Source organism: Bacillus sp. AFS073361 (assembly GCF_002567005.1).
Classification (GTDB): Bacteria; Bacillota; Bacilli; order Bacillales; family Cytobacillaceae; genus Neobacillus.
Genome location: NZ_NUZU01000013.1, coordinates 242,758 through 269,145 on the forward strand (window position 1 = coordinate 242,758; position 26,388 = coordinate 269,145).

The window sequence follows — 26,388 nt, forward strand, 5'->3', positions numbered from 1 at the left end:
TGCAAGAAGATGGAAGGATTCTCTCCTAGCCTTAGATTTTTCATTGAACTAACAGATGTAAAAACCGCTGTGTGGTTACAGTATGTATATATTGTTATTTTAGCGGCCATTGTCTATAAGTTAGGCTTTGCAAAAAAATTGCCTCTTTTGAAAAACATTGTTATTTATATTTGTCTCTTGATTGGATGCTTTGTGATGCTGATTTTTTCTTATGCGTTGCCAATCGCTGAGGGACTCGCAGGTGCGGCCGTGTTATTGATTATCTATAAAATACGCTTACATCAGACGAAAAAGCATCAGGCAGAAGCGAAATAACGGGGGTTTTGGTAAATGAAATCCGTACAGGATACACTATATAATTGGCTTACAATTAAGGTTGTATGCGACGCACGGCCTGATGATACAGCAGCTCGAGATACATTACACCTTTTTGAGGAAATGCTGGCGGATCTTAACCTCTCGAACATTGAGGTAACAACAGATGTAGTCATGTATTATGTTTCCTATCAACAAGGAGAAGAAACGAAAAATACTCGCTTTCCGCGGGAATTAATTGAAGTCATGCTGCAGCAGATTAATCATGAACCAGAAAAATATGAGAACTACCCTATCGAAGAATAATAAAAAACCATCAAGTCATTCCAGTTGGAATTGACCTGATGGTTTTTTTTTACTCACCTCATAGGGTCTGGAATTTTTCGTTTTACCAATCGTCTTCCTCAGTTTTATTACGAAATAATCGAAAATTTCCTGTTTCAAATCTGGCATTCGTTTTTTCCGTTATTCTTGAATTGCACTCTTTACACATATATGTATGGATGGGACGATTGCGAAGTCGTTTAGCAACAAACGATTCATCCTCGATTGCTTCAATTTTATCGCAAATTACACATTTAACTCTCATAAGACACCTCTTTAACTATTTCTAATAACCGATGTTTCCTCTAGTATATCATGGCAGAATGTTTGTAAGTAATCAATGGGTTAAATTTGATGAAAGAATGGGATAGTAGTAATATGAGAATATCTGTTTCTTTAAACAGAGCAAAGGACTAATTTAAGGGGATGTAGAAAAATGGCAAATCAAGTAGAACCAGTGCTAATTAAGCCTTTATATGATGAACTGCAAAAAGAGCGGTTCGTGACATTGGCAACAGTTGATTATGAAACAGGGGGTCCTAATGTCAGCTCGATTTCCTGGGTGCTTGCAAAGGATGAAAGTACCATCTATTTTGCAGTTGATAATCGCTCTAGGATCATCGAAAATATTCATAAAAACAATCAAGTGGTTATTAATTTGATTGCGAACGAATCTACATATGCTATTCACGGGAACGCTCAGGTAAAAGAGGAAAGACTGCAGGATGTTCCACTAAAACTTGCTCTAATCCAGGTGGACATTACTGCTGTAAGGGATGTAATGTTTTATGGTTCAAAAATAGTCACAGAGGTTCAATATGATAAAACCTATGATAAAAATGCTGCCCAAAAGTTAGACAATCAAGTAATGGGTGCAATAAGAAAAGCTTAGGAATTACCCTAAGCTTTTTGCTTTTCTATTTGTAGTGGTTAGATTGGTCTTCTTGTTCTTTTTCCAGCTTCTTTTGATCGTTAGAATTTAGCTTCTTATCTGGCTTTTCAGGGGCATTTTTAGGGCTTGGGGTAAGTATATCTCCAGGGATCTCGGGCATTAATCGACCCGCTACATCGGCAAGTTCTTCCATAATCCCTTGGATTGGCCTTCCCTTATTAATATCCTCTTGAATCTCTCGCAAACGCTGTGTTGTATCCGCATCGGCTACGACTACTGATTTGGCACCATACGGATCCTTTTTTAAACTTTCAGCCACGGAATACTTAATAGACCCTACTTGTGAACGATCAATTTTTGCGTTTACATCAATTCCGACAATTGCATATCTTCCTAAAACGACAGCAGTTGCATCTTTAACATTTGGAATACTTGTTGCAAGTTTTACCAATCGTTTCGAGATTTCTTGCCCTGTTTTTCGATCAACATTTTCAATATAACTGTTTTTTACTTTAACGGATGAATCATTTACATTGTTTGAGAGCTCCTTCTTTGTACTGCAGCCCGCTAGGATGAGCAATAATGCAGTTATGATTAAGGTTTTCTTCATTTTTATTCCACCTCCGCAAGCTTTATAAATAATTGAGATAAAGTCAAAATCATTTATCTGAATTGAATGTCTCACTAACATTTATTGTGCGGAAATCCTTCTATCTTTATTCCAATAAACATATATTTTACCAAAGTCCAATCTAGCAGAAGGGTTGTTTGCAAGATGCAATCCAAACAACAAGTAAAGCAGGAGGCGTTGCTTTGAGTAAGATATACGTGTTAGATACGAATGTCTTGTTGCAAGACCCGTATTCACTCTTCTCCTTTGAAGATAATGAGGTTGTAATTCCTGCAGTGGTTCTTGAAGAAGTGGACTCAAAGAAAAGGTACATGGATGAAGTAGGGAGAAATGCAAGACAAGTATCAAGGTTAATTGATGGTTTTAGAGCTTCAGGAAAACTCCATGAAAAAATTCCTCTTGAAAACGGAGGGACCATCCGAATTGAGTTGAATCATCGTACCTTTCATGAACTTCAGGATATATTTGTAGAAAAAACAAATGATAATCGAATTTTGGCTGTGGCGAAAAATTTATTTTTAGAAGAACAAACCAAAGAAAATGGAAAGCCGGTTATTCTAGTAAGTAAGGATGCTCTTGTCAGGGTCAAAGCAGATGCAATTGGTTTAGATGCCGAAGATTTTTTGAATGATCGAGTGGTTGAAATTGATCATATCTACACAGGCTTTTTTGAAGTGTTGATTCCCATCGAATTATTGGGTCGTTTTTATGAAAAAGGTGAACTGAATCTCTCGGAGATAGCAAATCACCCATTTTATCCCAATCAATTTTTAGTAATGAAAGATGCATTGGGCAGTTCTGCCTCTGCCATAGGAATGGTAGATAAAACCAGTAAGAAAGTAAAAAAATTAGCTTTAAATCAAGAGCATGTTTGGGGCATCCATTCTAGGAATGTTCAGCAGACAATGGCAATTGAATTGTTATTACGAAAAGATATTCACTTAGTTACATTAACTGGGAAAGCAGGAACAGGGAAGACGCTGTTAGCACTTGCTTCTGGTTTAATGCAAACGGAAGATTTCCGGGAATATAAAAAACTTTTAGTGGCAAGGCCGATAGTACCGGTAGGGAAGGACTTAGGTTTTTTACCGGGAGAGAAACAGGAGAAGCTTCGACCATGGATGCAGCCCATTTTTGATAATCTAGAATTTCTATTCAACACCAAAAAGCCTGGTGAACTTGATGCGATTTTAGCAGGACTCGGATCAATTGAGGTGGAGGCATTAACGTATATTCGTGGCAGAAGTTTACCGAAGCAATTCATCATAATAGATGAAGCGCAAAATTTAACGAAGCATGAGGTGAAAACGATTCTTACGCGTGTTGGAGAAGGTAGTAAAATTGTGTTAATGGGAGACCCTGAACAGATTGATCATCCTTATCTAGATGCATATAACAACGGCTTAACGTATGTTGTAGAAAAGTTTAAGGATCAGTCTATTTCAGGACATGTTAAATTAATGAAAGGGGAAAGGTCGGGATTAGCTCTTTTAGCTGCAGACTTACTCTAAATTATATAAAAAAATAAAACGGGCGCCAAAGGCACCCGTCTTATTTTATGGTAAAGCTCTTTACGTTTTTAATCGGACTTGTAAGATTTGAGCCATCGCCAAAATAGACATGGATTGGACCGTCTCCTGTAAGTGGCTTTCCATTATTGGAAAATCCTAAGATAAAATCATTGGCCTTTTCTAGAGGGTATTCATATTCACTGTCAATACAATGTATAACAAATGTATTTGCATCACTAGAAGGTTCTGAATTTTGTAGAAAGGGTTTTAATGGTATACCGAAGGTTCCAGTCAATACCTTTTCTTTTTCAAATTTCTTTTCAGTTTTCAATGTGGGCGGGTAAATCGCACCCTCGATAATTTCACGGTCCCAATGTTTGGATACTGCTTTCGTATACTCTTCCAATGATTCAGTATTCTCTAGTTTTGTTGTAAAGTAGGTGGTTAAATCAACTCGTCGGTCGTCAAAAATCCACACACCTGGATCAAGTGTAATTGTATACTTCACGTTTCCTGAAATGATAATGATATTTTCCATAGTTTATTCCCCCTAAACCTTTGCATAATTAGTATAACTTCTTTTTGGCAAAATGTCATAGTAGTAAAATCAGGTCCGCGATAAGATAAATCATATTTGAAGAACAAAAGTCTCAACTTGCTACTTTATTTAATCGGCTTCATTGTTCTTGCAATTTTCCGTTGTAAACGGTAAAATTTATAGATAAGTTGAATTATCGCTCTGAAATGGGGGGATTTATGTTGGCCTCTGAAATGATCGTGAGTCACCAAGAAAAAGCATTTGCCTTATTACAGGCTGACGCAGAAAAAATATTAAGGCTAATCAAAGTGCAAATGGACAATCTCACAATGCCCCAATGCCCTCTTTATGAAGAGGTGCTGGATACGCAAATGTTTGGCCTATCAAGAGAGATAGATTTTGCTGTTCGATTAGGTTTAATAGATAGTAAAGATGGTAAAGCAATCCTCGATACATTAGAGAAAGAGTTATCAATGCTTCATGATGCTTCATTAAGGAAATAGTTGCATAGGAACTCAAACAATTACTGTTCATTGTTTGGGTTTTTTTGTTAATTATGAGCAGGTGATTTCATTTATTATTGGGCCTACTCCAATATTAATTTGTTGTAACAAATTAACCTTTCCTCAAGAAATAATGTATATTTTCTATTATAATAGAATGATATAAATCAATATTGAAAATGAGGACCAATAAATGCTAAAAAAAATATTGAAATCATATGATTATACGTTAATTATTGCTACTATCCTTTTGTGTACTTTTGGACTTGTTATGATATACAGTGCCAGTATGGCTTCCGCAGTTCAAAGGTATGGTTATCCACCTGATTACTTTTATCAAAAACAAAAAGTATGGTTGATGATTTTTACTGTAATCTTCCTTTTCACTGCAATTCTTCCATATAAGATCATGATGTTCAAAAAAGTTCTGGTATTAATTGTGCTAGCTTCTCTTTTATCTTTGTTAGGTTTATTTGTATTTGGGGTAGAAAAAAATAATGCGCAAAGCTGGTACTCAATTGGGAGTTTCTTATTCCAGCCATCGGAGTTTGTGAAGTTGGCAGCTATCATTTATTTGGCAGCCGTCTATGCGAAAAAGCAAGCCTATATCAATCAATTTAACAAAGGTGTTCTCCCACCTTTAGTTTATCTTTTTATTATATGTTCACTTATTATCATTCAACCTGACTTTGGTACTGCTGCGATTATTATGGCCATCGCAAGTACGATGATTTTGTGTTCTGGGCTGAGTTTTAAAAGTATCGGCAAATTACTTATTATTGTAATGATCGTTCTTTTGCCGCTTGTTTTGGTCTCCTGGGGAAAGTTTTTTTCTGACGAACAACAAAGTCGTTTTGCCGTATTAAACAATCCGTTTGCTGATAAGTACGTAAATAATGAAGGATTTCACTTAGCTAACTCCTACATTGCAATTGGTTCGGGCGGGATTAATGGATTAGGCCTAGGGAAGAGTATTCAAAAGCTTGGCTATCTTCCAGAATCACATACAGATTTCATCATGGCGGTAATTGCCGAAGAATTAGGGATTTGGGGTGTGGGATTCGTTATTATACTTCTCTTTTATATTGTATTGAGAGGAATATATGTCGGATTACAATGTAAAGACCCTTTTGGGAGTCTCCTTGCTTTTGGTATCTCCAGCATGATTGGTATCCAGACGTTTATCAATCTAGCTGGTGTATCTGGGTTAATTCCTCTTACTGGTGTACCACTGCCATTTATAAGCTATGGGGGATCCTCTCTCTTAATGCTTGCAGCGGCAACAGGAATACTTGTTAATGTTGCAATGTTCAATAAATATGAAAAGAAATATAAAAATAACCAAGAACAAATGGATAATCGAGTTAAACAAAGCGATGGTAAGGTTTTTTATATTTAGTCAAAACGCGAAGAACATTTAACCTCTTCGCGTTTTTAAAAATACATAGAATAGAAGGTGCTTTTTTGTGACTAGACAAATTAATAAAGTATTGGTCGCCAACCGAGGAGAAATTGCCATAAGGGTTTTTCGTGCTTGTACAGAACTGAATATTCGAACTGTTGCAATTTATTCTAAAGAAGATTCTGGAGCCTACCATCGTTACAAAGCTGATGAGGCTTATCTCGTAGGGGAAGGGAAAAAACCGATTGATGCCTATTTAGACATAGACGGCATTATTGCAATCGCCAAAAAAAGCGGTGCGAATGCCATTCATCCAGGTTATGGTTTTTTGTCTGAAAATATTCATTTTGCTAAGCGTTGTGAAGAAGAAGGAATTATTTTTATTGGACCTCAAATAACACAACTAGATATGTTCGGGGATAAGGTTAAAGCAAGGCATCAAGCTGAGCTTGCTGGAATACCAGTCATTCCAGGAAGCCCAGGTCCGGTAAGAGATGTAACTGAGGTAGAAGATTTTGTGGAGGAACACAAGCTGCCAATTATCATTAAGGCCTCTCTTGGCGGGGGCGGCCGCGGGATGAGAATTGTGAAACACCTAGATGAAATCCGTGAAGCATTTGAAAGGGCTAAGTCAGAAGCAAAGGCTGCTTTTGGTAATGACGAAGTATATCTGGAAAAATTAATTGAAAATCCAAAGCATATAGAAGTTCAGATTATTGGTGATAAGCATGGGAATATAGTTCACCTTTTTGACCGCGATTGTTCCGTCCAAAGGCGCCATCAAAAGGTTGTAGAGGTTGCTCCAAGCGTATCTATATCTGATGAATTACGAAAAAGAATATGCGAAGCTGCTGTCCAATTGATGAAAAATATAAATTACTTGAATGCAGGTACAGTAGAATTTCTTGTTTCAGGAAATGATTTTTATTTTATTGAAGTAAATCCAAGGGTTCAAGTAGAGCACACAGTCACAGAAATGGTAACGGGTATCGATATCGTTCAAACGCAAATATTGATTGCCGAGGGACATGAAATACATGGTCCGATAGTTGGTATACCTTTACAAGAAGAAATACAAATTAACGGATTTGCAATTCAGTCAAGGGTAACAACGGAAGACCCGCTAAATAATTTTATGCCCGATACAGGAAAAATTATGGCATATCGTTCAGGTGGAGGTTTTGGAGTACGTTTGGATGCAGGAAATGGCTTCCAAGGTGCTGTCATTACACCGTATTATGACTCGTTATTAGTAAAACTATCAACTTGGGCGCTGACCTTTGAACAAGCAGCCTCAAAAATGGTTCGTAATTTGCAGGAATTCAGGATTAGAGGAATTAAAACGAATATACCGTTTTTAGAAAATGTCGTGAAGCATGAAAAGTTTAGGAACGGCGAATATGATACCTCATTTATCGATACGACTCCGGAATTGTTTATTTTTCCGTTTCGTAAAGACCGTGGGACAAAAATGTTATCCTACATTGGTACAGTCACTGTAAATGGTTTTCCGGGAATTGAGAAGAAGAAAAGACCAGTTTTTTCGAAGCCAAGAATTCCTCATTTACCTTATGATTTGCCTTATCAAGAGGGCACTAAGCAAATCCTTGATAAGTACGGTGCAGAGGGCCTTGTTGAGTGGGTAAAGAATCAAAAAGAAGTCTTATTAACGGATACGACCTTTCGTGATGCACATCAGTCACTTTTAGCTACCCGTATGCGTACAAATGATATTCTTCATATCGCTAAGCCTTCTGCAAAACTTTTACCCGATTTATTTTCTTTTGAAATGTGGGGAGGCGCAACTTTTGATGTGGCATACCGCTTCTTAAAAGAAGATCCATGGGACCGATTAATTTCACTTCGTAAGAAAATTCCTAATGTTTTATTCCAAATGTTGATACGTGGAGCGAACGCGGTAGGATACAAAAACTATCCTGATAATCTGATCCGTGAATTTGTGGATCAATCTGCTTCGGGTGGAATTGATGTTTTTCGAATTTTCGATAGTTTAAATTGGGTAAAGGGAATGGAAGTTGCGATTGATGCGGTTCGTCAAACTGGTAAAATTGCTGAAGCATCCATATGTTATACAGGGGACATTTTGGATCAGGCAAGGACGAAATACAATCTTCAATATTATAAACACTTGGCTAAAGAGTTGGAACTTCAAGGGGCTCATATACTAGGAATTAAGGATATGGCTGGATTATTAAAGCCTGAGGCAGCGTACATTCTTATTTCAGAGCTAAAAGAAACAATTGATATTCCTATCCATCTTCATACACATGATACCAGCGGAAATGGTCTTTTTACGTATGCTCGAGCAATAGAGGGAGGAGTCGATATTGTTGACACGGCATTAGGAACAATGGCGGGTCTAACATCGCAGCCTAGTGCTAATTCATTATTTTATGCTCTTGAAGGGACATCAAGGCAACCGAAAGTAAACATCAAAGCATTAGAAAAATTGTCATATTATTGGGAAGATGTCCGCAAATATTATCAAGATTTTGAAAGTGGTATGGTTTCGCCTCATACTGAAATATATCAACATGAGATGCCAGGAGGTCAATATAGTAACCTCCAACAACAAGCCAGAGCGGTTAGCTTAGGTGACCGTTGGGATGAAATAAAGGAAATGTATTCACGTGTAAATCATATGTTTGGGGATATTGTTAAAGTGACGCCTTCATCAAAAGTTGTTGGTGATATGGCATTATTTATGGTTCAAAATGATTTAACTGAGGAAGATGTACTAATAAAGGGAGATACGCTGGATTTCCCAGACTCAGTTGTTGAACTATTTGAAGGATCGCTTGGTCAGCCATATGGTGGTTTTCCAGAAGACTTACAACAAGTAATCTTAAAAGGAAAAAAACCATTGGAAGTTCGCCCAGGTGAATTGCTTAATTCAGTGGATTTAAAGAAAATTAAAGAAAAATTGTTTAAAGAACTTGGCAGACAAGTAACGGATTTTGAGGTTATTTCTTATGCTTTATATCCTAAGGTATTTATGGATTACATGAAAATAGATGAGCAGTACGGCGATATCTCAGTACTTGATACCCCAACATTCCTTTATGGAATGCGACTGGGTGAGGAAATTGAAGTGGAAATTGAAACAGGGAAAACACTGATTGTTAAACTTGTCTCTATCGGTCATCCTCAAGCAGATGGTACGAGGGTAGTTTACTTTGAATTAAATGGTCAGCCGCGTGAAGTCTCCATAAAGGATGAAAGTATTAAATCTACGGTAGTTTCTAGGTTAAAGGCTGATCCGAAAAATGAAAATCAACTAGCCGCGACAATGCCGGGAACCGTGGTAAAGGTGATCGTCGAAAAAGGTGAAAAAGTAGAGCGCGGTGATCATTTAATGATTACCGAAGCGATGAAAATGGAAACAACCGTTCAAGCACCGTTTTCAGGAATCGTTAAGGATATTTATGTATCAAGCGGTGATGCAATACTAACGGGAGACCTTTTAATTGACTTATCGAAAAACTAAAAAAAGTTGCTAGGGATCTTATTCCCTAGCAACTTTTTTAATGATAATTTTTCTTAGACCTAGAATATAACAAAAGAAAATAACTTAAAACCCCAAACAAGCAAGTAATAAAGAACGCATGTAAAAGCGCAATATAGAGATTTAAACGAGTGAAAATAATCAAGGCCCCAGCAATCACTTGCAAGGAAACAAGGATGAAGGAAATAATCCAACCCCAATAAAGAACTCTTTGCTCTTTATATTTGCGGATTGTCAAAATAAGGATATAGGTAATCCAAATAAAGATCAGACCAGCGGCTGCCCGGTGCCCCATTTGCACCCATTCGTACAAGTTAGAGGGGAAAACTGGGGAGTCATTTAAACATAAAGGCCAGTCTCGACAAACAAGGCTAGACTTAGTATGACGAACAAGTGCACCAGTGTAGATTACAAGATAACTATAAATGGAAACACCGACAATATGGAACCCCATTCTCTTATCAATATAAAGTTTTTCTGCATTAAATTTCTTATCAATTTCAAAAATTAAAAGTGTTAACAATAACACCGATGAAAAGGAGATAAGAGAAATACCGAAATGTAAGGCTAGGACAAAACTTGATTGTCCCCATTTTACTGCAGCTGCCCCGATTAATGCTTGTAATAGTAAAAAGAAAAAGGAAAGGAATGAAAGAAATTTCGTTTCTCTTATATGCCCTATCGCCTTCCATGACCAAACAGATAGAATGAGAACCATAATTCCACCTAATCCGGAAACAAGCCTGTGGGCAAGTTCAATAGCTAATTCTGGTGTTATAGCCAACGGAAGGAATTTACCATGACAAAGTGGCCAAGACCTCCCGCAGCCCATTCCAGAACCGGTCTTTGTCACTAAAGCACCGCCGATTAGAATAAAAATCATTCCGATGGTAGTGGCAACCGCTAACCACTTCAAAGATCGTCGCAAATAAGTCACCTCTTAAAAAGTTCAATAATTTGTCATTGGATAAACCTGACAGTATAATAAATGGAAAAGAACAAGATTTTTAAAATCCCTATTAATAATACCGAATAATGTCGAAAAAGAACAGAAATTAAGTATAGATTATTAAATAACTTTTAGTAATAAAAAGGTCCTGAATAACAAATGATTAACACTATTATTATAGTGGAAACAGTTGAAACTTTACTTTTAGTCTGTTAGTAATAGATAAGGGTATATATTATAGAATGATTCATATATAAAAATAAGAGGTCCTAACCATAAAATTCATACATTAGTCATGAAATAATGAATTCTGTTACAATTTTGTATAAAATTATTCAAAAAAAGTTCACAAAAATATCGGAAAGTGTGATTTAATATACAGAGAAAGTGTTTTAAAAATCACTATTCTTTTTTGATAATTATTATTCAAGTCGAAAAAAATTTATTGATTTTTTCTGATGAGCATTCCTTTTTATTACAAATGAGGGCATAAATAATGAAGTATCAATATTACGTACTTAAATGATGAATGTTTTGTTATTTAGGTTTAGGAGGAGAAACAAATGTCTGACTCTAAGGCTTACGGAGATGCTGCTATTGATAATGGCGCTGCGGGCCTGAATACCAATTTACAAACCACAGCTTGGAAAGACCTTATGGCCCTAATTAAAATAGGGATTGTAAATTCCAACCTTATTACTACTTTTACTGGTTTATGGTTAGCACTACATTTTACTGGGCAAAGCTTTCTAAATAATTTAGATATTGTCTTTTTTACCGTAGTTGGTTCTTCATTAATTATCGCTGGGTCCTGTGCAATCAATAATTATGTTGATCGCGATATTGACCATTTAATGGAAAGAACGAAAGCGCGACCAACTGTAACTGGGAAAATAGGGCCGGTAAAAGTTCTTTCATTAGGTATTTTACTCATTGGACTGGGAACACTGTCTTTATTCTTTACTACGATGACTGCAACAGTAATTGGACTGCTTGGAGTTTTTAGCTATGTTTTCCTCTATACCCTGTGGTCGAAGAGGCAATTGGTTTCCAATACAATTATCGGGAGCATTTCAGGAGCCGTACCTCCGCTTATTGGGTGGGCAGCGGTCGATGCAAATCTTGATATTATGGCATGGTCATTGTTTGTTTTAATGTTTGCTTGGCAGCCACCACATTTTTATGCATTGGCGATGAGAAGAGTTAAAGAATATAAAGCAGCTGGTATTCCAATGCTACCGGTAGTGAAGGGGTTTAAAACCACCAAAATTCACATCGTTCTCTGGGTTGCTGCACTTCAACCGATTCCGTTTTTTCTAACCAAGTTAGGAATCCCATTTCTAGTACTTGCTATCTTATTAAATATCGGGTGGCTGGCATTAGGGATTTATGGATATAGAATCAAAGATGACATAAAGTGGGCAAAACTAATGTTTGTTTACTCTTTGCAATACTTAACTATTATTTTTGTAGCAATGGTTATCGTTACATTGATTTAGTTTTGCAATTGATTGTTTCTAAATGAAATTGGAGGAAACAGTCATCCTACATACTTCTTTGATCCACCAAATGTTTTATAATTTATTAGTGAAAGAGGGGTTTGATTAAGCTATGAAAAGGCTTGCAAAGTGGCGTTTGATTTCGTTATTTTCGATTTTAGCGCTTGTACTCTCCGGATGTGGCGAACCGTACCTTTCCACGTTAAAGCCTGCCGGTGAAGTTGCGAAAACGCAATATGATTTAATGAAGTTAAGTACTTTAATCATGGTTGGGGTTATTATTGTTGTCGCGATCATTTTCATTTTGATCTTGGTTCGTTTTAAACGAAAGGATGACAGAATCCCAAAACAAGTAGAAGGAAGTCACAAATTAGAAATTATTTGGACTGTTGTACCGATTCTTTTACTATTGATTCTTGCCGTTCCGACAGTAGCTGCAACCTTTAAGCTTGCAGATGTATCACCAATGGACAAGAAAAATACAAAAGCGCTTGTTATTAATGTGCGCTCACATTTATACTGGTGGGATTTTGAATATCCTGGACAGAAGATTGTAACAAGTCAGGATTTAGTCGTACCTACGAATGAAAAAGTGTACTTCAATTTAAAGTCTACTGATGTTAAACATTCATTCTGGATACCAGCTGTTGGTGGAAAACTTGATACTAACACTGATAATATCAATAAATTCTGGTTAGAGTTTGATGATAAACAAGCCAACGAAGCCGGAAATCTTTTCTATGGGAAATGTGCAGAACTTTGTGGACCATCCCATGCATTAATGGACTTTAAAGTAAAAGCAATCAGCAGAGATAAATTTGATGATTGGGTTGCTTCGATGCAGAATGTGAAAGAGCCAGCTAAAGCACAAGGCACTGTTGCTGCACAGGGACAAGAAATTTTCAATCAAAGCTGTATCGGTTGTCATGCCGTAACACCATCAAATAAAATGCCTGAGACAGCACGTCTTGCACCAAATTTATCAGATTTTGGTAATCGCACTCGTGTAGCAGGTGTTTTGGATCATAATAAAGAAGAGTTAAAAAATTGGATCCGTAACCCGGAAACATACAAACCTGGAAACATGATGACAGGTAAATACCCTGAAATGTCTGAAGAACAGCTTAATGCCTTATCAGAGTATTTAATGGGATTAAAGGTTCAGAAATAAAAGGGGAATTGGTTGAAAGGGAGGTAAAATTGTGAGTACCTATGCTCAAAAAAAGGGATTTGGGGCAACTTTATGGGACTTTTTAACAACTGTTGACCATAAAAAGATCGCTATCCTATATCTCATTGCAGGTGGATTTTTCTTCTTAGTGGGCGGACTTGAGGCAATATTTATCCGCATCCAACTTGCAGTGCCTAATAATGACTTTGTTAGTGCCGGATTATTTAATGAAATTATCACAATGCATGGAACAACAATGATTTTCCTTGCTGCAATGCCGCTTGTATTTGCATTTATGAATGCGGTAATGCCATTACAAATTGGAGCACGCGACGTTGCGTTTCCATTTGTAAATGCTCTAGGATTTTGGTTATTCTTCTTTGGTGGAATATTTCTAAACCTTTCATGGTTCTTAGGTGGAGCTCCTGATGCAGGTTGGACATCTTATGCGTCACTTGCACTTCACTCAAAAGGCCATGGTGTAGACTTTTATATCTTAGGTTTACAGATATCTGGTATAGGAACCTTGATTGGTGGTATTAACTTCCTAGTTACCATCATTAACATGCGTGCTCCGGGTATGACATATATGAGAATGCCTTTGTTTACTTGGACTACATTTGTTACTTCTGCACTGATTTTGTTCGCATTTCCTCCATTAACAGTTGGTTTAGTTCTAATGATGTTCGACCGATTGTTTGGTGCGAATTTCTTTGATGTTACATTAGGTGGAAATACCGTAATTTGGGAACATCTATTCTGGATCTTCGGTCACCCAGAAGTATATATATTAATACTTCCGGCATTCGGGATTTTTTCAGAGATTTTCCCAATTTTCTCAAGAAAACGTTTATTTGGTTACTCTTCCATGGTTTTTGCAACGGTATTAATTGGTTTCCTAGGCTTCATGGTATGGGCTCACCATATGTTTACAACTGGTTTAGGACCTGTAGCTAATGCCATTTTTGCAGTAGCTACTATGGCAATTGGTGTACCGACAGGAATTAAAATATTTAACTGGCTTTTAACAATGTGGGGAGGAAGTGTTAAATTTACCACTCCTATGCATTGGGCAATGGCATTTATTCCATCATTTCTTGCGGGTGGAGTAACAGGGGTAATGCTTGCCTCCGCAGCAGCAGATTATCAATACCATGATACTTATTTCGTTGTTGCGCACTTCCATTACGTTATTGTTGGTGGTGTAGTATTTGCAGTATTTGCAGGCACACATCTTTATTGGCCAAAAATGTTTGGAACAATGTTGAATGAAACGTTAGGTAAAATTACTTTCTGGTTGTTCTTTATCGGGTTCCATTTAACCTTCTTTATCCAACATTTCTTAGGTTTATGGGGAATGCCGCGACGCGTATTCACATACCTTCCTGGTCAAGGATTTGACAGTGCCAACATGGTTAGTTCAATAGGAGCTGCCTTTATGGGCTTAGGTGTTATTGTCATGTTATATAACATCATCGTTACATCTGTGAAAAATGTTAAAGTCGGTAATGATCCATGGGGAGATGGAAGAACCCTAGAATGGGCAATCCCTTCACCACCACCGTTCTATAACTTTAAACAACTTCCACTTGTTCGTGGGTTAGATGCATACTGGTTAGAAAAAATGGATGGTAAAAAAGGAATGACTCCAGCTGAGCCGCTTGGTGACATTCATATGCCTAATTCATCTTTCTTACCGTTTATGATGGCTTTAGGATTATTCATTGCAGCTTTTGGAGCAATGTATCATGTAAATGATAAGGCTTGGGCTTTACCAGTAATGATTATTGGATTGTTAGTAACGTTTGGTTCCATGTTCTTACGTTCAGTAAAAGATGATCATGGATTCCATATTCACAAAGAGGACTTAATGGATGACGATGATAAGGGGGTAAAGGCATAATGCACGCTGATGAAAAATTTACTTATGAAACATGGCCTGCTGCGCCGGAAAAATCAACCCTTGAATCAAAAAATAAATTTTTAGGTTTTTGGTTTTTCCTAGGGGGAGAGACAGTTCTTTTTGCCTCCCTCTTTGCCACATACCTTGCATTAAAGGATAAAGTTCCAAGTTCAAGTCATCCTTTAGCAAAGGATTTATTTGAATTACCGTTAACATTTGTTGCGACAATGCTGCTCTTAACCAGCTCATTAACAAGTGTGTACGCAATGTATCATATGAAGAATTTTGCCTTCAAAAAAATGATGGTTTGGCTTGGTCTTACAGCTCTATTAGGTGCAGGGTTCTTAGGACTAGAGGTTTACGAATTTACCCATTATGTCCATGAAGGGCATACATTTACAAGCAGTGCTTTCGGATCTGCCTTCTATACACTAGTTGGTTTCCACGGGGGCCACGTTGCTTTTGGTTTACTTTGGTGTTTAACATTGATGTTTAGAAATTCTAAACGTGGCTTAGACCTTTACAACGCTCCAAAATTCTATGTGTTTAGTTTATACTGGCATTTTATTGACGTTGTTTGGGTATTTATCTTTACAGTAGTATATTTAATGGGAATGGTGGGATAAACTGATGGCTAATCAACAATTAAATTCAGGTAACCCAAGAGTAGACATTGAATATCGTCGCAGGAAAAATGCAGAAGAAATGAAATATCAGTTAGTTTCTTTTGCCTTAATGATTTTTTTAACATTAATTGCTTTTGCAGCTGTATATATTAAAGGGTTTACTTCATGGTTTACTGTACCGTTTATTATTTTATTAGCAGTGGTTCAAGTTATTTTCCAACTATATTATTTCATGCATATGAGCCATAAAGGGCATGAAGCTCCATCACTCTTTTTATACTCAGGTGTGTTGGTTGGAGCAATAACTATACTTGCCTTTTCAACAATTATTTGGTGGTAATAGGTTCAAAAAAAGAAAATCGGCTACTAGCCGATTTTCTTTTTTAAGAGCAAGAAATGGAAGCTTCCATTTCTTTGCTTATCGTTTTGACCAAGGGTATAATAGAGTCAATAATTCTTTTAATTCAAAAAGAGGTGATTTGGGTGCTTACTTTAGATATTTTTGGTTTTAAAGCACTTTGGAGCCCGTACTTTTTATTAATCTTAATTGTAGTTACTGCAGGATACTTTGTACTTACAACAAAATATAGAACCTGGTTTCCAAATAGTGAGCCCTTAACGAAAACACAAGGTAGTTTGTTTCTTTTATCAATAATCCTTCTGTATATCATTAAGGGTTCGCCAGTCGATTTATTAGCCCATCTTATGTTTTGGGTTCATATGATTCAAATGGCTGCTTTAGTATTGGTGGTACCACCTATATTAATTATTAGTATCCCAAATTGGGTGTGGAGGAAAATTTTTAGCATTAGCGCAGTCAATTCTATCTTTACAGTTTTAACAAAGCCGCTAATTGCCTTGATTGTTTTTAATGGCTTATTTTCCTTTTATCACGTACCAATAATTTTTGACCATGTCATGCAAAATGGTTGGCTGCATGCTATTTATTCTATCCTATTATTTGTTGTTGCAACTTTCATGTGGTGGCCGTTACTTAATCAATTGCCAGAACATGAGACATTAAGTGGACTAAAAAAGGTGGGTTATATTTTTGCAGATGGAATTCTGTTAACACCTGCTTGTGCCTTAATTATCTTTGCAGATACTCCAATGTATGCGACCTATTCTGACCCACAGGTTTGGGGACAAGTAATGAGTTTATGTGTCGGTTCTGCGAACTTTGATAGCTTGAATTTAAGTGGTCCCGAGCTTTTTAGTTCGATGTCACTGCTTCATGACCAGCAGCTTGGTGGAGTATTAATGAAAATTATTCAAGAAATCATTTACGGAGTAATTCTTGGACATGTTTTCTTTGAATGGTATCGAAAAGATCAAGACGATACTGAACAAGAAATGAAGCAGCAGCTAAATCCTCTCCTTATAAAATAATCTCCCATACTCTTGGGAGATTTTTTTACTGTTTAGAGGAAATTTCATGTTTATCCGTTGAATTGTTAAGGTAGTTGAACTACTATTATTGTAGAATATAAGAAAAGAGAGGATATGGAATGAACTCCTTACCGATTTTACCCACGATCAGTACTTCATTTATCGTATTAAGTGCTATTACCGTTGCCATTGGATGGTGGCAAATTGCGCACAGGAAGATTGAATCTCATAAAAAAACAATGGTTTTGGCTGCTATTTTTGCTGTGATATTTTTTATCATTTATGCTTCCCGGACAATCTTTATTGGAAACACGTCGTTCGGTGGGCCAGAAAATATTAAAATTTATTACACCATATTTTTAATCTTTCATATTACACTTGCGACAATAGGAGCTGTGTTCGGTGTTGTGTCTATTCTTACCGGATACAAAAATAAACTTTCTATCCATCGCAAACTTGGCCCAATAACAAGTGTTATATGGTTTTTTACAGCAATCACTGGAGTTGCTGTATATCTATTGCTTTATGTATTTTATCATGGCGGAGAGACCACTTCGATGATTAAAGCAATCCTAGGACTGTAAAATAGGGTCCTTGCAACTTCAAAATAAAAAAGACGCATGACTCCATGCGTCTTTTTTATTATATTTTATTTTATAGAGCAAATTTACTTACTTCGGCTTTCACAGCATCAAGGATTTTTTTACATTGGTTCACAAGTGAGGCAGGGAAGTTTTCACCTTCACCATACTCCACACCATGCGGATAGTAATGTTTACCTAATAGCGGGGTCATTAATTGAATTGTTGCTTTATTAGCCCCAATATCACCTTCTATCGCATGTCCGCGAACGCGCAGATAAAATACCCCTTCTTTTAATTCAAACTTGCGGTCATATGTAACACGTTCATAGTCCCATTGCCCCTCGCGCACTAAACCGTGGTCTAACATGACTTCATCTAGTCGGTTTAAGTCAGCCTTTAACTTTTCAATCTCAGTATTCTCGAATTTCATAAATAATCCCTCCTAAAAACGATACCATTACCCCAATGTTTCTTTTATCAGTAAAGCAATTATTATTCAATTTTAATAATAGTTGAAAATCAAGCAACTTGCAATGAATAGATTCAGGCGAATAAAACATTATTGGATGGAAAACCTAGAATAATGATAAGCTGTAATAATTATACCATGGGGGTAAGAAAATGGAAAATATCAGGGATATTATGACGGAAGACGTTGAAAGTTGTACTTTATTGGATAATGTATATGAAGTGGCTTTAAAAATGAAAGAGTTAAATGTAGGTGCTATCCCGATTCTTGACCAGGACAAGCTTGTGGGCATGATAACAGACCGTGATATTGTCGTAAGAGGTGTGGCTGAAAAACATCCTGGGTCTACCAAGGTAGAAGATATCATGAGTAATCAACTGATTACAGTCACACCTGATGCTTCAAGCAAGGAAGCGGCAAAAATAATGGCAGAACATCAAATCCGCCGTTTACCTGTGGTCGAAGGAGATAAATTAGTTGGAATTGTTTCATTAGGTGACTTCGCCATCAGAGAATTAACTGATGATCAGGCAAAGGTCGCCTTAACAGAAATATCTGAACAAAACTTTAATAATGTACAACACTAAGAATTATTATATAAAAAAAATAGTCGATTAAAAGAAAACAGGTACTCAGTGTACCTGTTTTCTTTTAATCAGTTCATTTATCTGATATTTATGATAATCACTATTATTATTCAAGCTATAGATGATATAATAATTTTATCTATACATATAATGATAGAAAAAGTTCCAGAGAGGGTGAATGCCTCTGCGTATACTGTCAAAAATTTTAATCCTTTCAGCTGTTTTTTTAACCATTGGTTTTTATGTTAGTATAAACGAAAATAATGATGATACTATTTTAATTAAAGAAAATAATACATCAGAAGTAAAAGAACAAAATATAAGCCAAAACCCAGTGAATAAACCTAGTAAAAAAATTATCTCAGAGAAACCAAAAGAAGGTTTGGCTTTATTAATTGGAAAAAATGAAGAGGATTTAGAAAAGGAACTTGGTAGACCATTACGGATTGATGAATCTATGTATGGCTATCAGTGGTATATTTATAATCAAAATTCTAAAGGCTATTTACAAGTGGGTGTAGAAAATAAGCGTATTGTTACGATTTTTGCGATTGGTCAGAATTTAGATGTAGCACCATTTGAAATTGGACAACCAGTTGAGGAAATTTTTAATACACACTATATTGATACGAATGTTAATCTCGAATTTAAGGGAAATTCTTATCGCTTTGAACTAAACGATACTGATTTAAATCTTCGGCCGATGGTACAATTGGGTGATATTTTTGTTCAACTATATATAGATAAGTTCACAGGAAACCTCTCAAGTGTTCGTTTCTTAGATGCGTCTACACTAATCAAGCAGCGTCCCTATGAACTGGTTTATAATGGAGTCTTAATTCAGGCTCCTGAGCCTAGCGAGGAAAGGCAGCGCAAGATTGAAGAAGACACCGAACAACAGATATTTGACATTACCAATGTCTTAAGAGAAAGAAACAAATTAAAGGTTTTAAAGTGGGATGAAAATACGGCTAAAGCAGCGTTTCAACATAGTAAGGACATGTCAGAAAACAATGACTTCTCACATACATCTAAGAAATTTGGAGACCTCGAAAAAAGATTAAAAACTGCTGAAGTGGTTTATAAGTCTGCAGGTGAGAATATCGCGGCAAACTATACCGATGGCCCTGCTGTGGTGGAAGGTTGGCTCAATAGTAAAGGTCATCGGGAGGCACTATTAAATAAGGATTATTCACATCTTGGAGTAGGAGTTTATGAAAAATACTATACACAAAATTTCATTCAAAAAATAGAACAATAAAAAGGTGACGTTAAGGTCACCTTTTTTCAATAACATATTCGTTAAATACAAATTTATTATCCTTCCACATTCCATATACTTTAATGGTATCCCCTACTTTAAAGGAAACTTTCTGAAGGCCTTTAGTAATGGGCGTAATCTTTTGAACTGTAATTAATTTTGTTTCTGTTTGCAATCTTAATGATTGAACATGAATATAACGGTGATAATAAAACCGTTGTTTCTCCTCTATGATGCTTTTAATTTCCCCAATTAAAATTGCTTCGTGCTGGACGTGACCAGTACTAGCCCACTTTGAATCATTTACCTTCATCTCTTTTTTTGTAAGCCAATAAAAGTAAAGGAAAATAATTGGAATGACGATGGCGGTGACCATTATGTATCAAACTCCCCTGGTCCTAATTTGTTAATAATAAAGAATGTACCTGTCGCATAGGCCATTTTTTTTCCATCGCTCCGGTAGGCTTCTCCTGATATTACCATTGTTTTGCTGCCCTTATGGACTATCTCCGCTTTACAATGAATCGTTTCTCCAATACCTGGTGCTATGTAATGGATATTTAATTGATTAGTAACAGCCCCAAATCCTTTTGGCAAATAGTAATTAGCCAAACTACCCATCGTAGTATCAAGAACAGTAGCAGTAATTCCGCCATGGACGATGTCTAGATTATTATTTATTATTGGATGAATGGGAATGGTAATTTCGCAAGTATTCTCTACAAATTTCCTGTCCATTTGAAGAATCCCGTCAATATAGGTAATGCGGTTTTGATTAATTTTTTGTTTTAGCCCTTCTAAGAGGAAGGTAAGTGAACTGAGATCTGCTTCTGAACCATTTTCGATACATGTTTCTAATAATTGTCGTAATTCATCTTTCATTCTAGATACCTCTTTCAATCCTTATTCTTCTGCCATCTTATCATTTACAGAAAAAATATTAAATATATTTATCCTGCGTGGTCCTTTCACATTTTGAATGATCTTTCATAATGTATTATTGGCAGTAATATGGGTTGAGGTGAGAAAAATGACACAAAAACAATTACACCCTACCGTTATACAATTTAAAGAATTTGTTAAAAGCAATCCTAAACTTGTCCAGGAAGTACGGAGGGGGAAGGCAACCTGGCAGGAGTTATATGAAGAGTGGTATTTGTTAGGGGAAGAGGATACTCGGTGGGAAACGATTGGAACTAGTGATGAATCAGCTGCTGAAGAAGCAAGCACAGAATCAAAAGGTGATTGGATTTCGACAATTATGGGGATGGTTAAGAAAATGGATCCGAATCAGATGCAAAACCATATTAATAACTTAAGTCAGGCCCTCGGAGCAGTCCAAAGCGTCCTTTCGCAATTTCAAGGAAACAATGCAGCGGGGGGGGCAGCAAAACCACCTGAAGGACCAAAACATCCCTTTTTGTTTAGAAAAGACTGATAGGAAGGGGCTTTAATTTATGAGAAGAGATGTCCTTGAATATATTGAAAGTCAGAAGGATTTAAAGCAGTTTATCCGCGAACAACCAATCTGGTACCGAAAGTTATCAAGAAATCCATATGATTTACAAGCACTTGAAATTGAGTCCTTACACTATTATAAAAAGACCATTCCAGATCAAGTGAATAAATTTTCAAATAGTGTACAAATGGCGTCCATGATGTATCATATGTTTCAGGCAATGAAAAATCAAAATTAACTAAGTCCACATGTTTATTTTGTGGCTTTTTTTGTGTGTTAACAAGAGGATTAAGACTAAAAAATGAAATGGAGGCGAACAATACAATCAAAGAAGGAGTGAATCAAAATGAAAAAACAGCTTCCGCAGGTAGTCCTTATTATTTTTTTGATTGGAATGCTTTCCGGATTTAATCATATTAAGCCAAGGACCGAAATACCTTCATTATTTGTCCACCACCAAATAAAAGGAGAAACAGTATTAATTAATTGTGTTGTTTCAGGAATTAGTTTTCGCGAAACCGATCATTCAAAGAAGAATTTAGGAAAGCTTGTGATATGGATTGATGGTAAGAAAAAATCAGAAGTTAATGCGGCAGCATTTATCATTAAAGGGCTTTCGCCGGGCAGCCACAGGGTTAAACTTGAAGTTGTGGATTTAAATAATCAACCGTATGGAATGGAAAAAGAATTTATGGTAAATATCACTAGATAAACTGTATTTTTCGCATTACTAACACTTTCATGTTAAAATATCATTGGAGGTGGGCGTAATCGTGCTTGCTACATTAGAAAGAGTTGAATTATTGGAACAGGCTGAACAACTAGCAAAAATGGTTCTGGAATCCGAAATTGCAGAACAATATCAAATTTGTTTATATAAATTGCAAAGTAATAGGGAGTCACAGCGTAAAATAAAGCGTTTTGTTAGTCTAAAGGAATTATATGATGAGGTTCAACGCTTTGGAAAATACCATCCTGATTATAAAAAGGTAATGACCCAAATCCGCGAAAGTAAAAGAGAAATGGATTTGGATCCACTAGTAGCGGAGTTTAAATTGGCAGAAAATGACCTGCAAGACCTTCTAGATGCAATCAGCATCATCGTAGGTGGTGCTGTTTCAGAACATATAAAAGTCCCAACCGGCAACCAGTTTTTCGAAACAAATTCCAACCATAGAAGCGGCTGTGGCGGTGGAGGAAGTTGTGGGTGTGGATGAGAAAATCAGCTAATGTTAGCTGATTTTTTTTCTTTAGAGTACAGTAAATATTTTTTTACTACCATATAATATGGATAAGAATTAAAGTTTGAATTGAAATGAAGCGTTTTTATATGCTAGACTTAGTTAAAATGATGGTTCTGTTGAAGGGGAAATAGTATGTTTATTCAAAGACAAGGATTGGTGGTTTGGCTTTACTCATTAAAACAAGCTAAAATGCTTAGACGCTTCGGAAATGTACATTATGTTTCAAAAAAGCTAAAATATGTTGTACTGTATTGTAATCAACAAGAAGTAGATGAGATTATGGAAAAGTTGAATTCTTTTTCGTTTGTAAAAAAAGTAGAACCTTCATATAAACCATTCTTAAGAATGGAGTATGAAAATTCAGCACCCGATAAAGCAAAAGAATATGACTATAAAATGGGTATTTAAAAAGGTGAGGGAATATATTTAGTCCCTCACCTTTTCCTATTGTAGTGGTAATAAATAATGATTAAGCCTCAGAATCCCAATTAGGTATTGGAAATAAAGTTCCTTTTCATAAAAGATGGAAGATGGCTTAACCGATAGTTCGTGAATTTGTTTATTATACGCGGCAGCAGTTTGGGCAAAAAGTTCATACCTTTTATTAGGACAATAATTTGGATTCGGAATGCCCTCACGACAAACATAAAGTGGTTGGAACTTTCCTGGGTCAGTAGGTTTTAAAATAACGACCAAGGAGGTTAGTTCTCTGCCATCTATTTTTGTGTGAAGTGCAAGCAGATGTTGAAGACGGTGCTGATTGGCATTAATAAGTTCTAGTAATTCATATAAATCTGAATATCCCTCACCTAATTCAATAAAACGCTGGATCAATTAAAACGCTCCTTTAGAATGAATCAATACTTCAATACTTTATCACTTAAAAAGGATTTTTTGAATAAAAAACAAAAAAAAACCTGCAGAACTTTCTGCAGGGTCCTTCCACATCCTCATAAAGGATAGAAGGCAAAGGGAGAGGAGAAACCGGAGGAAGAACTTATGGGGAAACGTAAGTCTTCTCCGCGGTTGGCAACAACATCCTCGAATTGATGTTGTTAATTACATTATTTCCACAACCCAAAAGCTTATACGTGTTTTATGATAAAATTTCGAGATATAACAATCTTTGGTGTGCTTCGACAAAATAATTAAGATATCATCCACAGAAATTGTCTAGTTTTAATAAACTATGGTAGGATGAATTAAGAAATTATTTCTGAAAAAATGTGGTGATAGGTAAGTGAGAGTGGTTTCAGGCAGTTGTAAAGGAAGACCGCTGAAAGCAGTTCCCGGAAATACGACGAGGCCGACAACGGATAAGGTCAAAGAAGCTATATTTAATATGATTGGTCCTTATTTTGATGGAGGGATTGGGTTAGACCTGTTTGCTGGCAGTGGTGGATTAGGTTTGGAGGCACTTAGCAGAGGATTGGATAAAATTATATTTATTGATCGAGAGCCAAAAGCTATTCAAGTGATTCAGGAAAACATAAAAGCCTGTAAATTTGAGGACCAGACAGAGGTTTACCGTAATGATGCTGACAGAGCACTTAAGGCTCTCATTAAAAGAGAGATTTGCTTTGATTACATATTTTTAGATCCGCCATACAAAAAACAGCAACTGGTCAATTTAATGGAAAAGATGGATAATCAGAATGTAGTGAACAAGGATGGAATCGTTGTGTGTGAGCATGGCTTTGATGTTGAATTACCCAAAGCAGTAGGACGATTTAGCCAAATAAAACATGAAAAGTATGGGATGATTGCGGTAACGATTTATATTCGAACAGATATTGAGTAAGGGGGAATCAATTTGACGAAAATAGCCGTTTGTCCAGGAAGCTTTGATCCAATTACATTTGGTCATTTAGATATTATTAGAAGAGGCGCCAAAGTATTTGATACCGTTTATGTTAGCGTTTTAAATAATTCATCTAAAAATCCATTATTTACTGTTGAAGAGCGAATGAATCTCATCAAGGCTGTAACAAAAGATCTTCCGAATGTTAAAGTAGATGTTCATTCAGGCTTACTGGTTGATTATGCAAAGGCAGTTAATGCTAATGCCATCATCCGTGGATTGCGGGCAGTTTCGGACTTTGAGTACGAAATGCAAATTACTTCGATGAATAGAGTGCTAAATGATGAGATTGAAACCTTTTTTATCATGACGAATAATCAATATTCCTTCTTAAGCTCAAGTATTGTTAAAGAAGTGGCGAAATATAATGGGGATATTTCGTCCCTAGTCCCGCCAATTGTTGAAAAAGAATTACAAAAGAAGTTTAAAGGGTAAATGAAAAAAGAGCCAGGCTATGCTTGCCAGCTCTTTTATTATTGTTTTTTTAAGCGGGAAAACAAAATAAGCACATAAACTATGAGTGAGATGATGGTGATAATCGGCCCAATGACAATCATTTTATGAAATAGAGGGTCTGCCCATGAGCCATTCTCGAAAAAACTGACTGGCAAGGCATTTGAAGGCTGTTCATTCCCATTAAAACGCAAATAAACGGGCTTCCATAAGATCAATGCAAACAAACTTGCGAAAATACCTTGAAGGATTCTCGCCATAAAAAATGGTTTAAATCGAATATCTGTTTGTGCCAGGATACTAGCAACTTGGGCTTGGACACTAAAACCACTAAAGGCTAAAATAAAGCTGGTAATCATCGCTTTTTGTAAAAGTGTTGCATCTGGATTTTGACTCGTTAATTGACTGCCTAAAGTGATCTCAAATAAACCTGAAATAAACGGAATACTTAACATTTCAGGGAAGGACAGCGCAGATAGCAGCACCTCAATAGATTTTGCTAATGTGGCCGTAATATGTAAATGATAAAGTATTTTGTTTATCACAGAGAAAAGAATGATAAACCCGCCAACCATTAATAAGGTTTGAATAGAAGAATTAACGGCATCCCCAAGTAGTTTTCCAATTGGTCGATTATCTTTTAGTCTCGTTTGATGCAAAGCTGATAAAGCTGAACGGATTTTGAACTTTTTTCTTTTCGGAGGGATTTCATCAGGTGATTCTTTTCCATAAAAGCGCATGATTAACCCAACACAAATATTTCCTAAATAATGAGATAGTGCAAGGATAACCCCTAAATGTGGATTATAGAAAAATCCTACCGAAACAGCCCCGAAAATAAATAATGGATTTGATGAATTTGTGAAAGAAACAAGTCTTTCCGCTTCAATTCGTGTTAACTGGCCTTCTTCTCTTAATCTTGCAGTGAACTTTGCTCCAGCAGGAAATCCAGAAGCCATCCCCATAGCCCAAACAAATCCGCCCACACCAGGAACCTTGAAAAGAGGTCTCATTAGTGGTTCCAATAATACACCAATAAATTTTACAACCCCGAAGCCAATTAACATTTCAGAAACAATAAAAAATGGTAATAAGGATGGAAAAACTATTTCCCACCACATATTTAAGCCACGGATAGATGCATCCAAGGACTCTTGTGGATAAAATATTAGCGAGCCAGCTAGAATGGTGACGGATATGGATAAAAAAATTGTTTTTAATTTGGACCGAAACAATGAAGAGACCTCCTCCCGAGGAAATCGTTGAACTGTGCAATCGATTAAATGAATGG

General features: G+C 36.4%; 32 protein-coding genes. 23 read left to right on the forward strand and 9 right to left on the reverse strand.

Annotation, left to right across the window (positions count from 1 at the left end):
• The first annotated feature begins 9 nt into the window (after positions 1-9).
• The gene (locus COJ96_RS09180; RefSeq protein ID WP_098572627.1) at positions 10-315 is read left to right on the forward strand and encodes a YlaH-like family protein; all 306 of its coding nucleotides are present in this window, start codon (positions 10-12) and stop codon (positions 313-315) included.
• Between the two features lie 15 nt (positions 316-330).
• Positions 331-621: a hypothetical protein gene (locus tag COJ96_RS09185; protein ID WP_098572628.1), complete on the forward strand. Its 291-nt coding sequence runs from the start codon at positions 331-333 to the stop codon at positions 619-621.
• An 82-nt stretch (positions 622-703) separates the two neighbouring features.
• On the opposite strand, the gene COJ96_RS09190 is transcribed toward COJ96_RS09185, so the two are convergent.
• Positions 704-904: a YlaI family protein gene (locus COJ96_RS09190; RefSeq protein ID WP_098572629.1), complete on the reverse strand. Its 201-nt coding sequence runs from the start codon at positions 902-904 to the stop codon at positions 704-706.
• 171 nt (positions 905-1,075) lie between these two features.
• Here COJ96_RS09190 and COJ96_RS09195 point away from each other — a divergent pair, with 171 nt between their 5' ends.
• Positions 1,076-1,531, forward strand: a complete 456-nt coding sequence (locus tag COJ96_RS09195; RefSeq protein WP_098572630.1) for a pyridoxamine 5'-phosphate oxidase family protein — start codon at positions 1,076-1,078, stop codon at positions 1,529-1,531.
• A 25-nt stretch (positions 1,532-1,556) separates the two neighbouring features.
• Here the strand turns inward: COJ96_RS09195 and COJ96_RS09200 are convergent, their stop codons facing one another.
• Positions 1,557-2,141, reverse strand: coding sequence for a YhcN/YlaJ family sporulation lipoprotein (locus COJ96_RS09200; protein WP_098572631.1), 585 nt, complete (start codon positions 2,139-2,141; stop codon positions 1,557-1,559).
• A gap of 203 nt (positions 2,142-2,344) precedes the next feature.
• On the opposite strand from COJ96_RS09200, the gene COJ96_RS09205 reads away from it, so the two are divergent.
• The gene (locus COJ96_RS09205) at positions 2,345-3,673 is read left to right on the forward strand and encodes a PhoH family protein (RefSeq protein ID WP_098572738.1); all 1,329 of its coding nucleotides are present in this window, start codon (positions 2,345-2,347) and stop codon (positions 3,671-3,673) included.
• Between the two features lie 40 nt (positions 3,674-3,713).
• Here COJ96_RS09205 and COJ96_RS09210 read toward each other — a convergent pair whose 3' ends face one another.
• Complete coding sequence (locus COJ96_RS09210; RefSeq protein ID WP_098572632.1) at positions 3,714-4,211, reverse strand: hypothetical protein; 498 nt, start codon at positions 4,209-4,211, stop codon at positions 3,714-3,716.
• Positions 4,212-4,432: 221 nt separating this feature from the next.
• Here COJ96_RS09210 and COJ96_RS09215 point away from each other — a divergent pair, with 221 nt between their 5' ends.
• The 3 genes from COJ96_RS09215 to pyc all read left to right on the forward strand — a co-directional run bounded on the left by COJ96_RS09215 (position 4,433) and on the right by pyc (position 9,624).
• On the forward strand, positions 4,433-4,714 hold the full coding sequence (locus COJ96_RS09215; protein ID WP_098572739.1) for an Fpa/YlaN family protein: 282 nt from the start codon (positions 4,433-4,435) through the stop codon (positions 4,712-4,714).
• Between the two features lie 193 nt (positions 4,715-4,907).
• On the forward strand, positions 4,908-6,113 hold the full coding sequence (locus COJ96_RS09220) for an FtsW/RodA/SpoVE family cell cycle protein (protein WP_098572633.1): 1,206 nt from the start codon (positions 4,908-4,910) through the stop codon (positions 6,111-6,113).
• Between the two features lie 67 nt (positions 6,114-6,180).
• A complete protein-coding gene (gene pyc / locus COJ96_RS09225; RefSeq protein WP_098572634.1) occupies positions 6,181-9,624 on the forward strand; it encodes a pyruvate carboxylase in 3,444 nt (1,147 codons plus the stop codon).
• 37 nt (positions 9,625-9,661) lie between these two features.
• Here the strand turns inward: pyc and COJ96_RS09230 are convergent, their stop codons facing one another.
• Positions 9,662-10,570, reverse strand: coding sequence for a COX15/CtaA family protein (locus COJ96_RS09230; RefSeq protein WP_098572635.1), 909 nt, complete (start codon positions 10,568-10,570; stop codon positions 9,662-9,664).
• A gap of 584 nt (positions 10,571-11,154) precedes the next feature.
• On the opposite strand from COJ96_RS09230, the gene cyoE reads away from it, so the two are divergent.
• From cyoE to COJ96_RS09265, 7 genes are all read left to right on the forward strand, one after another.
• Positions 11,155-12,090: a heme o synthase gene (gene cyoE, locus COJ96_RS09235; RefSeq protein ID WP_098572636.1), complete on the forward strand. Its 936-nt coding sequence runs from the start codon at positions 11,155-11,157 to the stop codon at positions 12,088-12,090.
• Positions 12,091-12,202: 112 nt separating this feature from the next.
• Positions 12,203-13,261: a cytochrome c oxidase subunit II gene (gene coxB, locus COJ96_RS09240; RefSeq protein ID WP_098572637.1), complete on the forward strand. Its 1,059-nt coding sequence runs from the start codon at positions 12,203-12,205 to the stop codon at positions 13,259-13,261.
• A gap of 31 nt (positions 13,262-13,292) precedes the next feature.
• Positions 13,293-15,164, forward strand: coding sequence for a cytochrome c oxidase subunit I (gene ctaD, locus COJ96_RS09245; protein ID WP_098572638.1), 1,872 nt, complete (start codon positions 13,293-13,295; stop codon positions 15,162-15,164).
• The gene (locus tag COJ96_RS09250) at positions 15,164-15,790 is read left to right on the forward strand and encodes a cytochrome (ubi)quinol oxidase subunit III (protein WP_026566335.1); all 627 of its coding nucleotides are present in this window, start codon (positions 15,164-15,166) and stop codon (positions 15,788-15,790) included. The genes ctaD and COJ96_RS09250 overlap by 1 nt, the downstream gene beginning before the upstream one ends.
• Positions 15,791-15,794: 4 nt before the next feature.
• Positions 15,795-16,130: a cytochrome c oxidase subunit IVB gene (ctaF, locus tag COJ96_RS09255; RefSeq protein WP_098572639.1), complete on the forward strand. Its 336-nt coding sequence runs from the start codon at positions 15,795-15,797 to the stop codon at positions 16,128-16,130.
• Between the two features lie 143 nt (positions 16,131-16,273).
• Positions 16,274-17,179, forward strand: coding sequence for a cytochrome c oxidase assembly factor CtaG (gene ctaG, locus COJ96_RS09260; protein ID WP_257148472.1), 906 nt, complete (start codon positions 16,274-16,276; stop codon positions 17,177-17,179).
• Between the two features lie 119 nt (positions 17,180-17,298).
• A complete protein-coding gene (locus COJ96_RS09265; RefSeq protein WP_098572641.1) occupies positions 17,299-17,763 on the forward strand; it encodes a DUF420 domain-containing protein in 465 nt (154 codons plus the stop codon).
• A 70-nt stretch (positions 17,764-17,833) separates the two neighbouring features.
• Here the strand turns inward: COJ96_RS09265 and COJ96_RS09270 are convergent, their stop codons facing one another.
• Positions 17,834-18,193, reverse strand: coding sequence for a YugN family protein (locus tag COJ96_RS09270; RefSeq protein ID WP_098572642.1), 360 nt, complete (start codon positions 18,191-18,193; stop codon positions 17,834-17,836).
• 191 nt (positions 18,194-18,384) lie between these two features.
• On the opposite strand from COJ96_RS09270, the gene COJ96_RS09275 reads away from it, so the two are divergent.
• Together COJ96_RS09275 and COJ96_RS09280 are read left to right on the forward strand one after the other, a co-directional pair.
• Complete coding sequence (locus COJ96_RS09275; RefSeq protein WP_098572643.1) at positions 18,385-18,819, forward strand: CBS domain-containing protein; 435 nt, start codon at positions 18,385-18,387, stop codon at positions 18,817-18,819.
• A 178-nt stretch (positions 18,820-18,997) separates the two neighbouring features.
• Positions 18,998-20,080 (forward strand): CAP domain-containing protein, encoded by a 1,083-nt coding sequence (locus tag COJ96_RS09280; RefSeq protein WP_098572644.1) that lies wholly within the window; start codon positions 18,998-19,000, stop codon positions 20,078-20,080.
• A 16-nt stretch (positions 20,081-20,096) separates the two neighbouring features.
• Here the strand turns inward: COJ96_RS09280 and COJ96_RS09285 are convergent, their stop codons facing one another.
• Together COJ96_RS09285 and COJ96_RS09290 are read right to left on the reverse strand one after the other, a co-directional pair.
• Positions 20,097-20,456 (reverse strand): hypothetical protein, encoded by a 360-nt coding sequence (locus COJ96_RS09285; protein WP_098572645.1) that lies wholly within the window; start codon positions 20,454-20,456, stop codon positions 20,097-20,099.
• A complete protein-coding gene (locus COJ96_RS09290; RefSeq protein ID WP_098572646.1) occupies positions 20,456-20,962 on the reverse strand; it encodes a PaaI family thioesterase in 507 nt (168 codons plus the stop codon). The genes COJ96_RS09285 and COJ96_RS09290 overlap by 1 nt, the downstream gene beginning before the upstream one ends.
• 148 nt (positions 20,963-21,110) lie before the next feature.
• Here COJ96_RS09290 and COJ96_RS09295 point away from each other — a divergent pair, with 148 nt between their 5' ends.
• The 5 genes from COJ96_RS09295 to COJ96_RS09315 all read left to right on the forward strand — a co-directional run bounded on the left by COJ96_RS09295 (position 21,111) and on the right by COJ96_RS09315 (position 23,191).
• On the forward strand, positions 21,111-21,518 hold the full coding sequence (locus COJ96_RS09295) for a YlbD family protein (protein WP_098572647.1): 408 nt from the start codon (positions 21,111-21,113) through the stop codon (positions 21,516-21,518).
• Between the two features lie 19 nt (positions 21,519-21,537).
• A complete protein-coding gene (locus COJ96_RS09300) occupies positions 21,538-21,777 on the forward strand; it encodes a YlbE-like family protein (protein ID WP_098572648.1) in 240 nt (79 codons plus the stop codon).
• Positions 21,778-21,885: 108 nt separating this feature from the next.
• Complete coding sequence (locus tag COJ96_RS09305; RefSeq protein WP_098572649.1) at positions 21,886-22,251, forward strand: hypothetical protein; 366 nt, start codon at positions 21,886-21,888, stop codon at positions 22,249-22,251.
• A 61-nt stretch (positions 22,252-22,312) separates the two neighbouring features.
• Positions 22,313-22,756, forward strand: coding sequence for a YlbF/YmcA family competence regulator (locus COJ96_RS09310; protein ID WP_098572650.1), 444 nt, complete (start codon positions 22,313-22,315; stop codon positions 22,754-22,756).
• Positions 22,757-22,915: 159 nt separating this feature from the next.
• Positions 22,916-23,191: a YlbG family protein gene (locus tag COJ96_RS09315; RefSeq protein ID WP_098572651.1), complete on the forward strand. Its 276-nt coding sequence runs from the start codon at positions 22,916-22,918 to the stop codon at positions 23,189-23,191.
• Positions 23,192-23,227: 36 nt separating this feature from the next.
• On the opposite strand, the gene COJ96_RS09320 is transcribed toward COJ96_RS09315, so the two are convergent.
• Complete coding sequence (locus tag COJ96_RS09320) at positions 23,228-23,617, reverse strand: DUF7147 family protein (protein ID WP_098572652.1); 390 nt, start codon at positions 23,615-23,617, stop codon at positions 23,228-23,230.
• A 406-nt stretch (positions 23,618-24,023) separates the two neighbouring features.
• On the opposite strand from COJ96_RS09320, the gene rsmD reads away from it, so the two are divergent.
• Positions 24,024-24,584 carry a 16S rRNA (guanine(966)-N(2))-methyltransferase RsmD gene (rsmD, locus tag COJ96_RS09325; RefSeq protein WP_098572653.1) on the forward strand — a complete coding sequence of 187 codons (561 nt, stop codon included), beginning with the start codon at positions 24,024-24,026 and terminating at the stop codon, positions 24,582-24,584.
• Positions 24,585-24,596: 12 nt separating this feature from the next.
• Positions 24,597-25,079: a pantetheine-phosphate adenylyltransferase gene (gene coaD, locus COJ96_RS09330; protein ID WP_098572654.1), complete on the forward strand. Its 483-nt coding sequence runs from the start codon at positions 24,597-24,599 to the stop codon at positions 25,077-25,079.
• A 38-nt stretch (positions 25,080-25,117) separates the two neighbouring features.
• Here coaD and ylbJ read toward each other — a convergent pair whose 3' ends face one another.
• Positions 25,118-26,332 (reverse strand): sporulation integral membrane protein YlbJ, encoded by a 1,215-nt coding sequence (gene ylbJ / locus COJ96_RS09335; protein ID WP_098572655.1) that lies wholly within the window; start codon positions 26,330-26,332, stop codon positions 25,118-25,120.
• Positions 26,333-26,388 lie beyond the last annotated feature (56 nt).

What these genes read in the sequence shown, in the direction of transcription:
- COJ96_RS09180 (WP_098572627.1), top strand. Translation starts at nt 10, where the DNA reads ATGGAAGGATTCTCTCCTAGCCTTAGATTTTTCATTGAACTAACAGAT.
- COJ96_RS09185 (WP_098572628.1), top strand. Translation starts at nt 331, where the DNA reads ATGAAATCCGTACAGGATACACTATATAATTGGCTTACAATTAAGGTT.
- COJ96_RS09190 (WP_098572629.1), bottom strand. Translation starts at nt 904, where the DNA reads ATGAGAGTTAAATGTGTAATTTGCGATAAAATTGAAGCAATCGAGGAT.
- COJ96_RS09195 (WP_098572630.1), top strand. Translation starts at nt 1,076, where the DNA reads ATGGCAAATCAAGTAGAACCAGTGCTAATTAAGCCTTTATATGATGAA.
- COJ96_RS09200 (WP_098572631.1), bottom strand. Translation starts at nt 2,141, where the DNA reads ATGAAGAAAACCTTAATCATAACTGCATTATTGCTCATCCTAGCGGGC.
- COJ96_RS09210 (WP_098572632.1), bottom strand. Translation starts at nt 4,211, where the DNA reads ATGGAAAATATCATTATCATTTCAGGAAACGTGAAGTATACAATTACA.
- COJ96_RS09220 (WP_098572633.1), top strand. Translation starts at nt 4,908, where the DNA reads ATGCTAAAAAAAATATTGAAATCATATGATTATACGTTAATTATTGCT.
- cyoE (WP_098572636.1), top strand. Translation starts at nt 11,155, where the DNA reads ATGTCTGACTCTAAGGCTTACGGAGATGCTGCTATTGATAATGGCGCT.
- coxB (WP_098572637.1), top strand. Translation starts at nt 12,203, where the DNA reads ATGAAAAGGCTTGCAAAGTGGCGTTTGATTTCGTTATTTTCGATTTTA.
- COJ96_RS09250 (WP_026566335.1), top strand. Translation starts at nt 15,164, where the DNA reads ATGCACGCTGATGAAAAATTTACTTATGAAACATGGCCTGCTGCGCCG.
- ctaF (WP_098572639.1), top strand. Translation starts at nt 15,795, where the DNA reads ATGGCTAATCAACAATTAAATTCAGGTAACCCAAGAGTAGACATTGAA.
- COJ96_RS09265 (WP_098572641.1), top strand. Translation starts at nt 17,299, where the DNA reads ATGAACTCCTTACCGATTTTACCCACGATCAGTACTTCATTTATCGTA.
- COJ96_RS09270 (WP_098572642.1), bottom strand. Translation starts at nt 18,193, where the DNA reads ATGAAATTCGAGAATACTGAGATTGAAAAGTTAAAGGCTGACTTAAAC.
- COJ96_RS09275 (WP_098572643.1), top strand. Translation starts at nt 18,385, where the DNA reads ATGGAAAATATCAGGGATATTATGACGGAAGACGTTGAAAGTTGTACT.
- COJ96_RS09280 (WP_098572644.1), top strand. Translation starts at nt 18,998, where the DNA reads ATGCCTCTGCGTATACTGTCAAAAATTTTAATCCTTTCAGCTGTTTTT.
- COJ96_RS09285 (WP_098572645.1), bottom strand. Translation starts at nt 20,456, where the DNA reads ATGGTCACCGCCATCGTCATTCCAATTATTTTCCTTTACTTTTATTGG.
- COJ96_RS09290 (WP_098572646.1), bottom strand. Translation starts at nt 20,962, where the DNA reads ATGAAAGATGAATTACGACAATTATTAGAAACATGTATCGAAAATGGT.
- COJ96_RS09295 (WP_098572647.1), top strand. Translation starts at nt 21,111, where the DNA reads ATGACACAAAAACAATTACACCCTACCGTTATACAATTTAAAGAATTT.
- COJ96_RS09300 (WP_098572648.1), top strand. Translation starts at nt 21,538, where the DNA reads ATGAGAAGAGATGTCCTTGAATATATTGAAAGTCAGAAGGATTTAAAG.
- COJ96_RS09305 (WP_098572649.1), top strand. Translation starts at nt 21,886, where the DNA reads ATGAAAAAACAGCTTCCGCAGGTAGTCCTTATTATTTTTTTGATTGGA.
- COJ96_RS09315 (WP_098572651.1), top strand. Translation starts at nt 22,916, where the DNA reads ATGTTTATTCAAAGACAAGGATTGGTGGTTTGGCTTTACTCATTAAAA.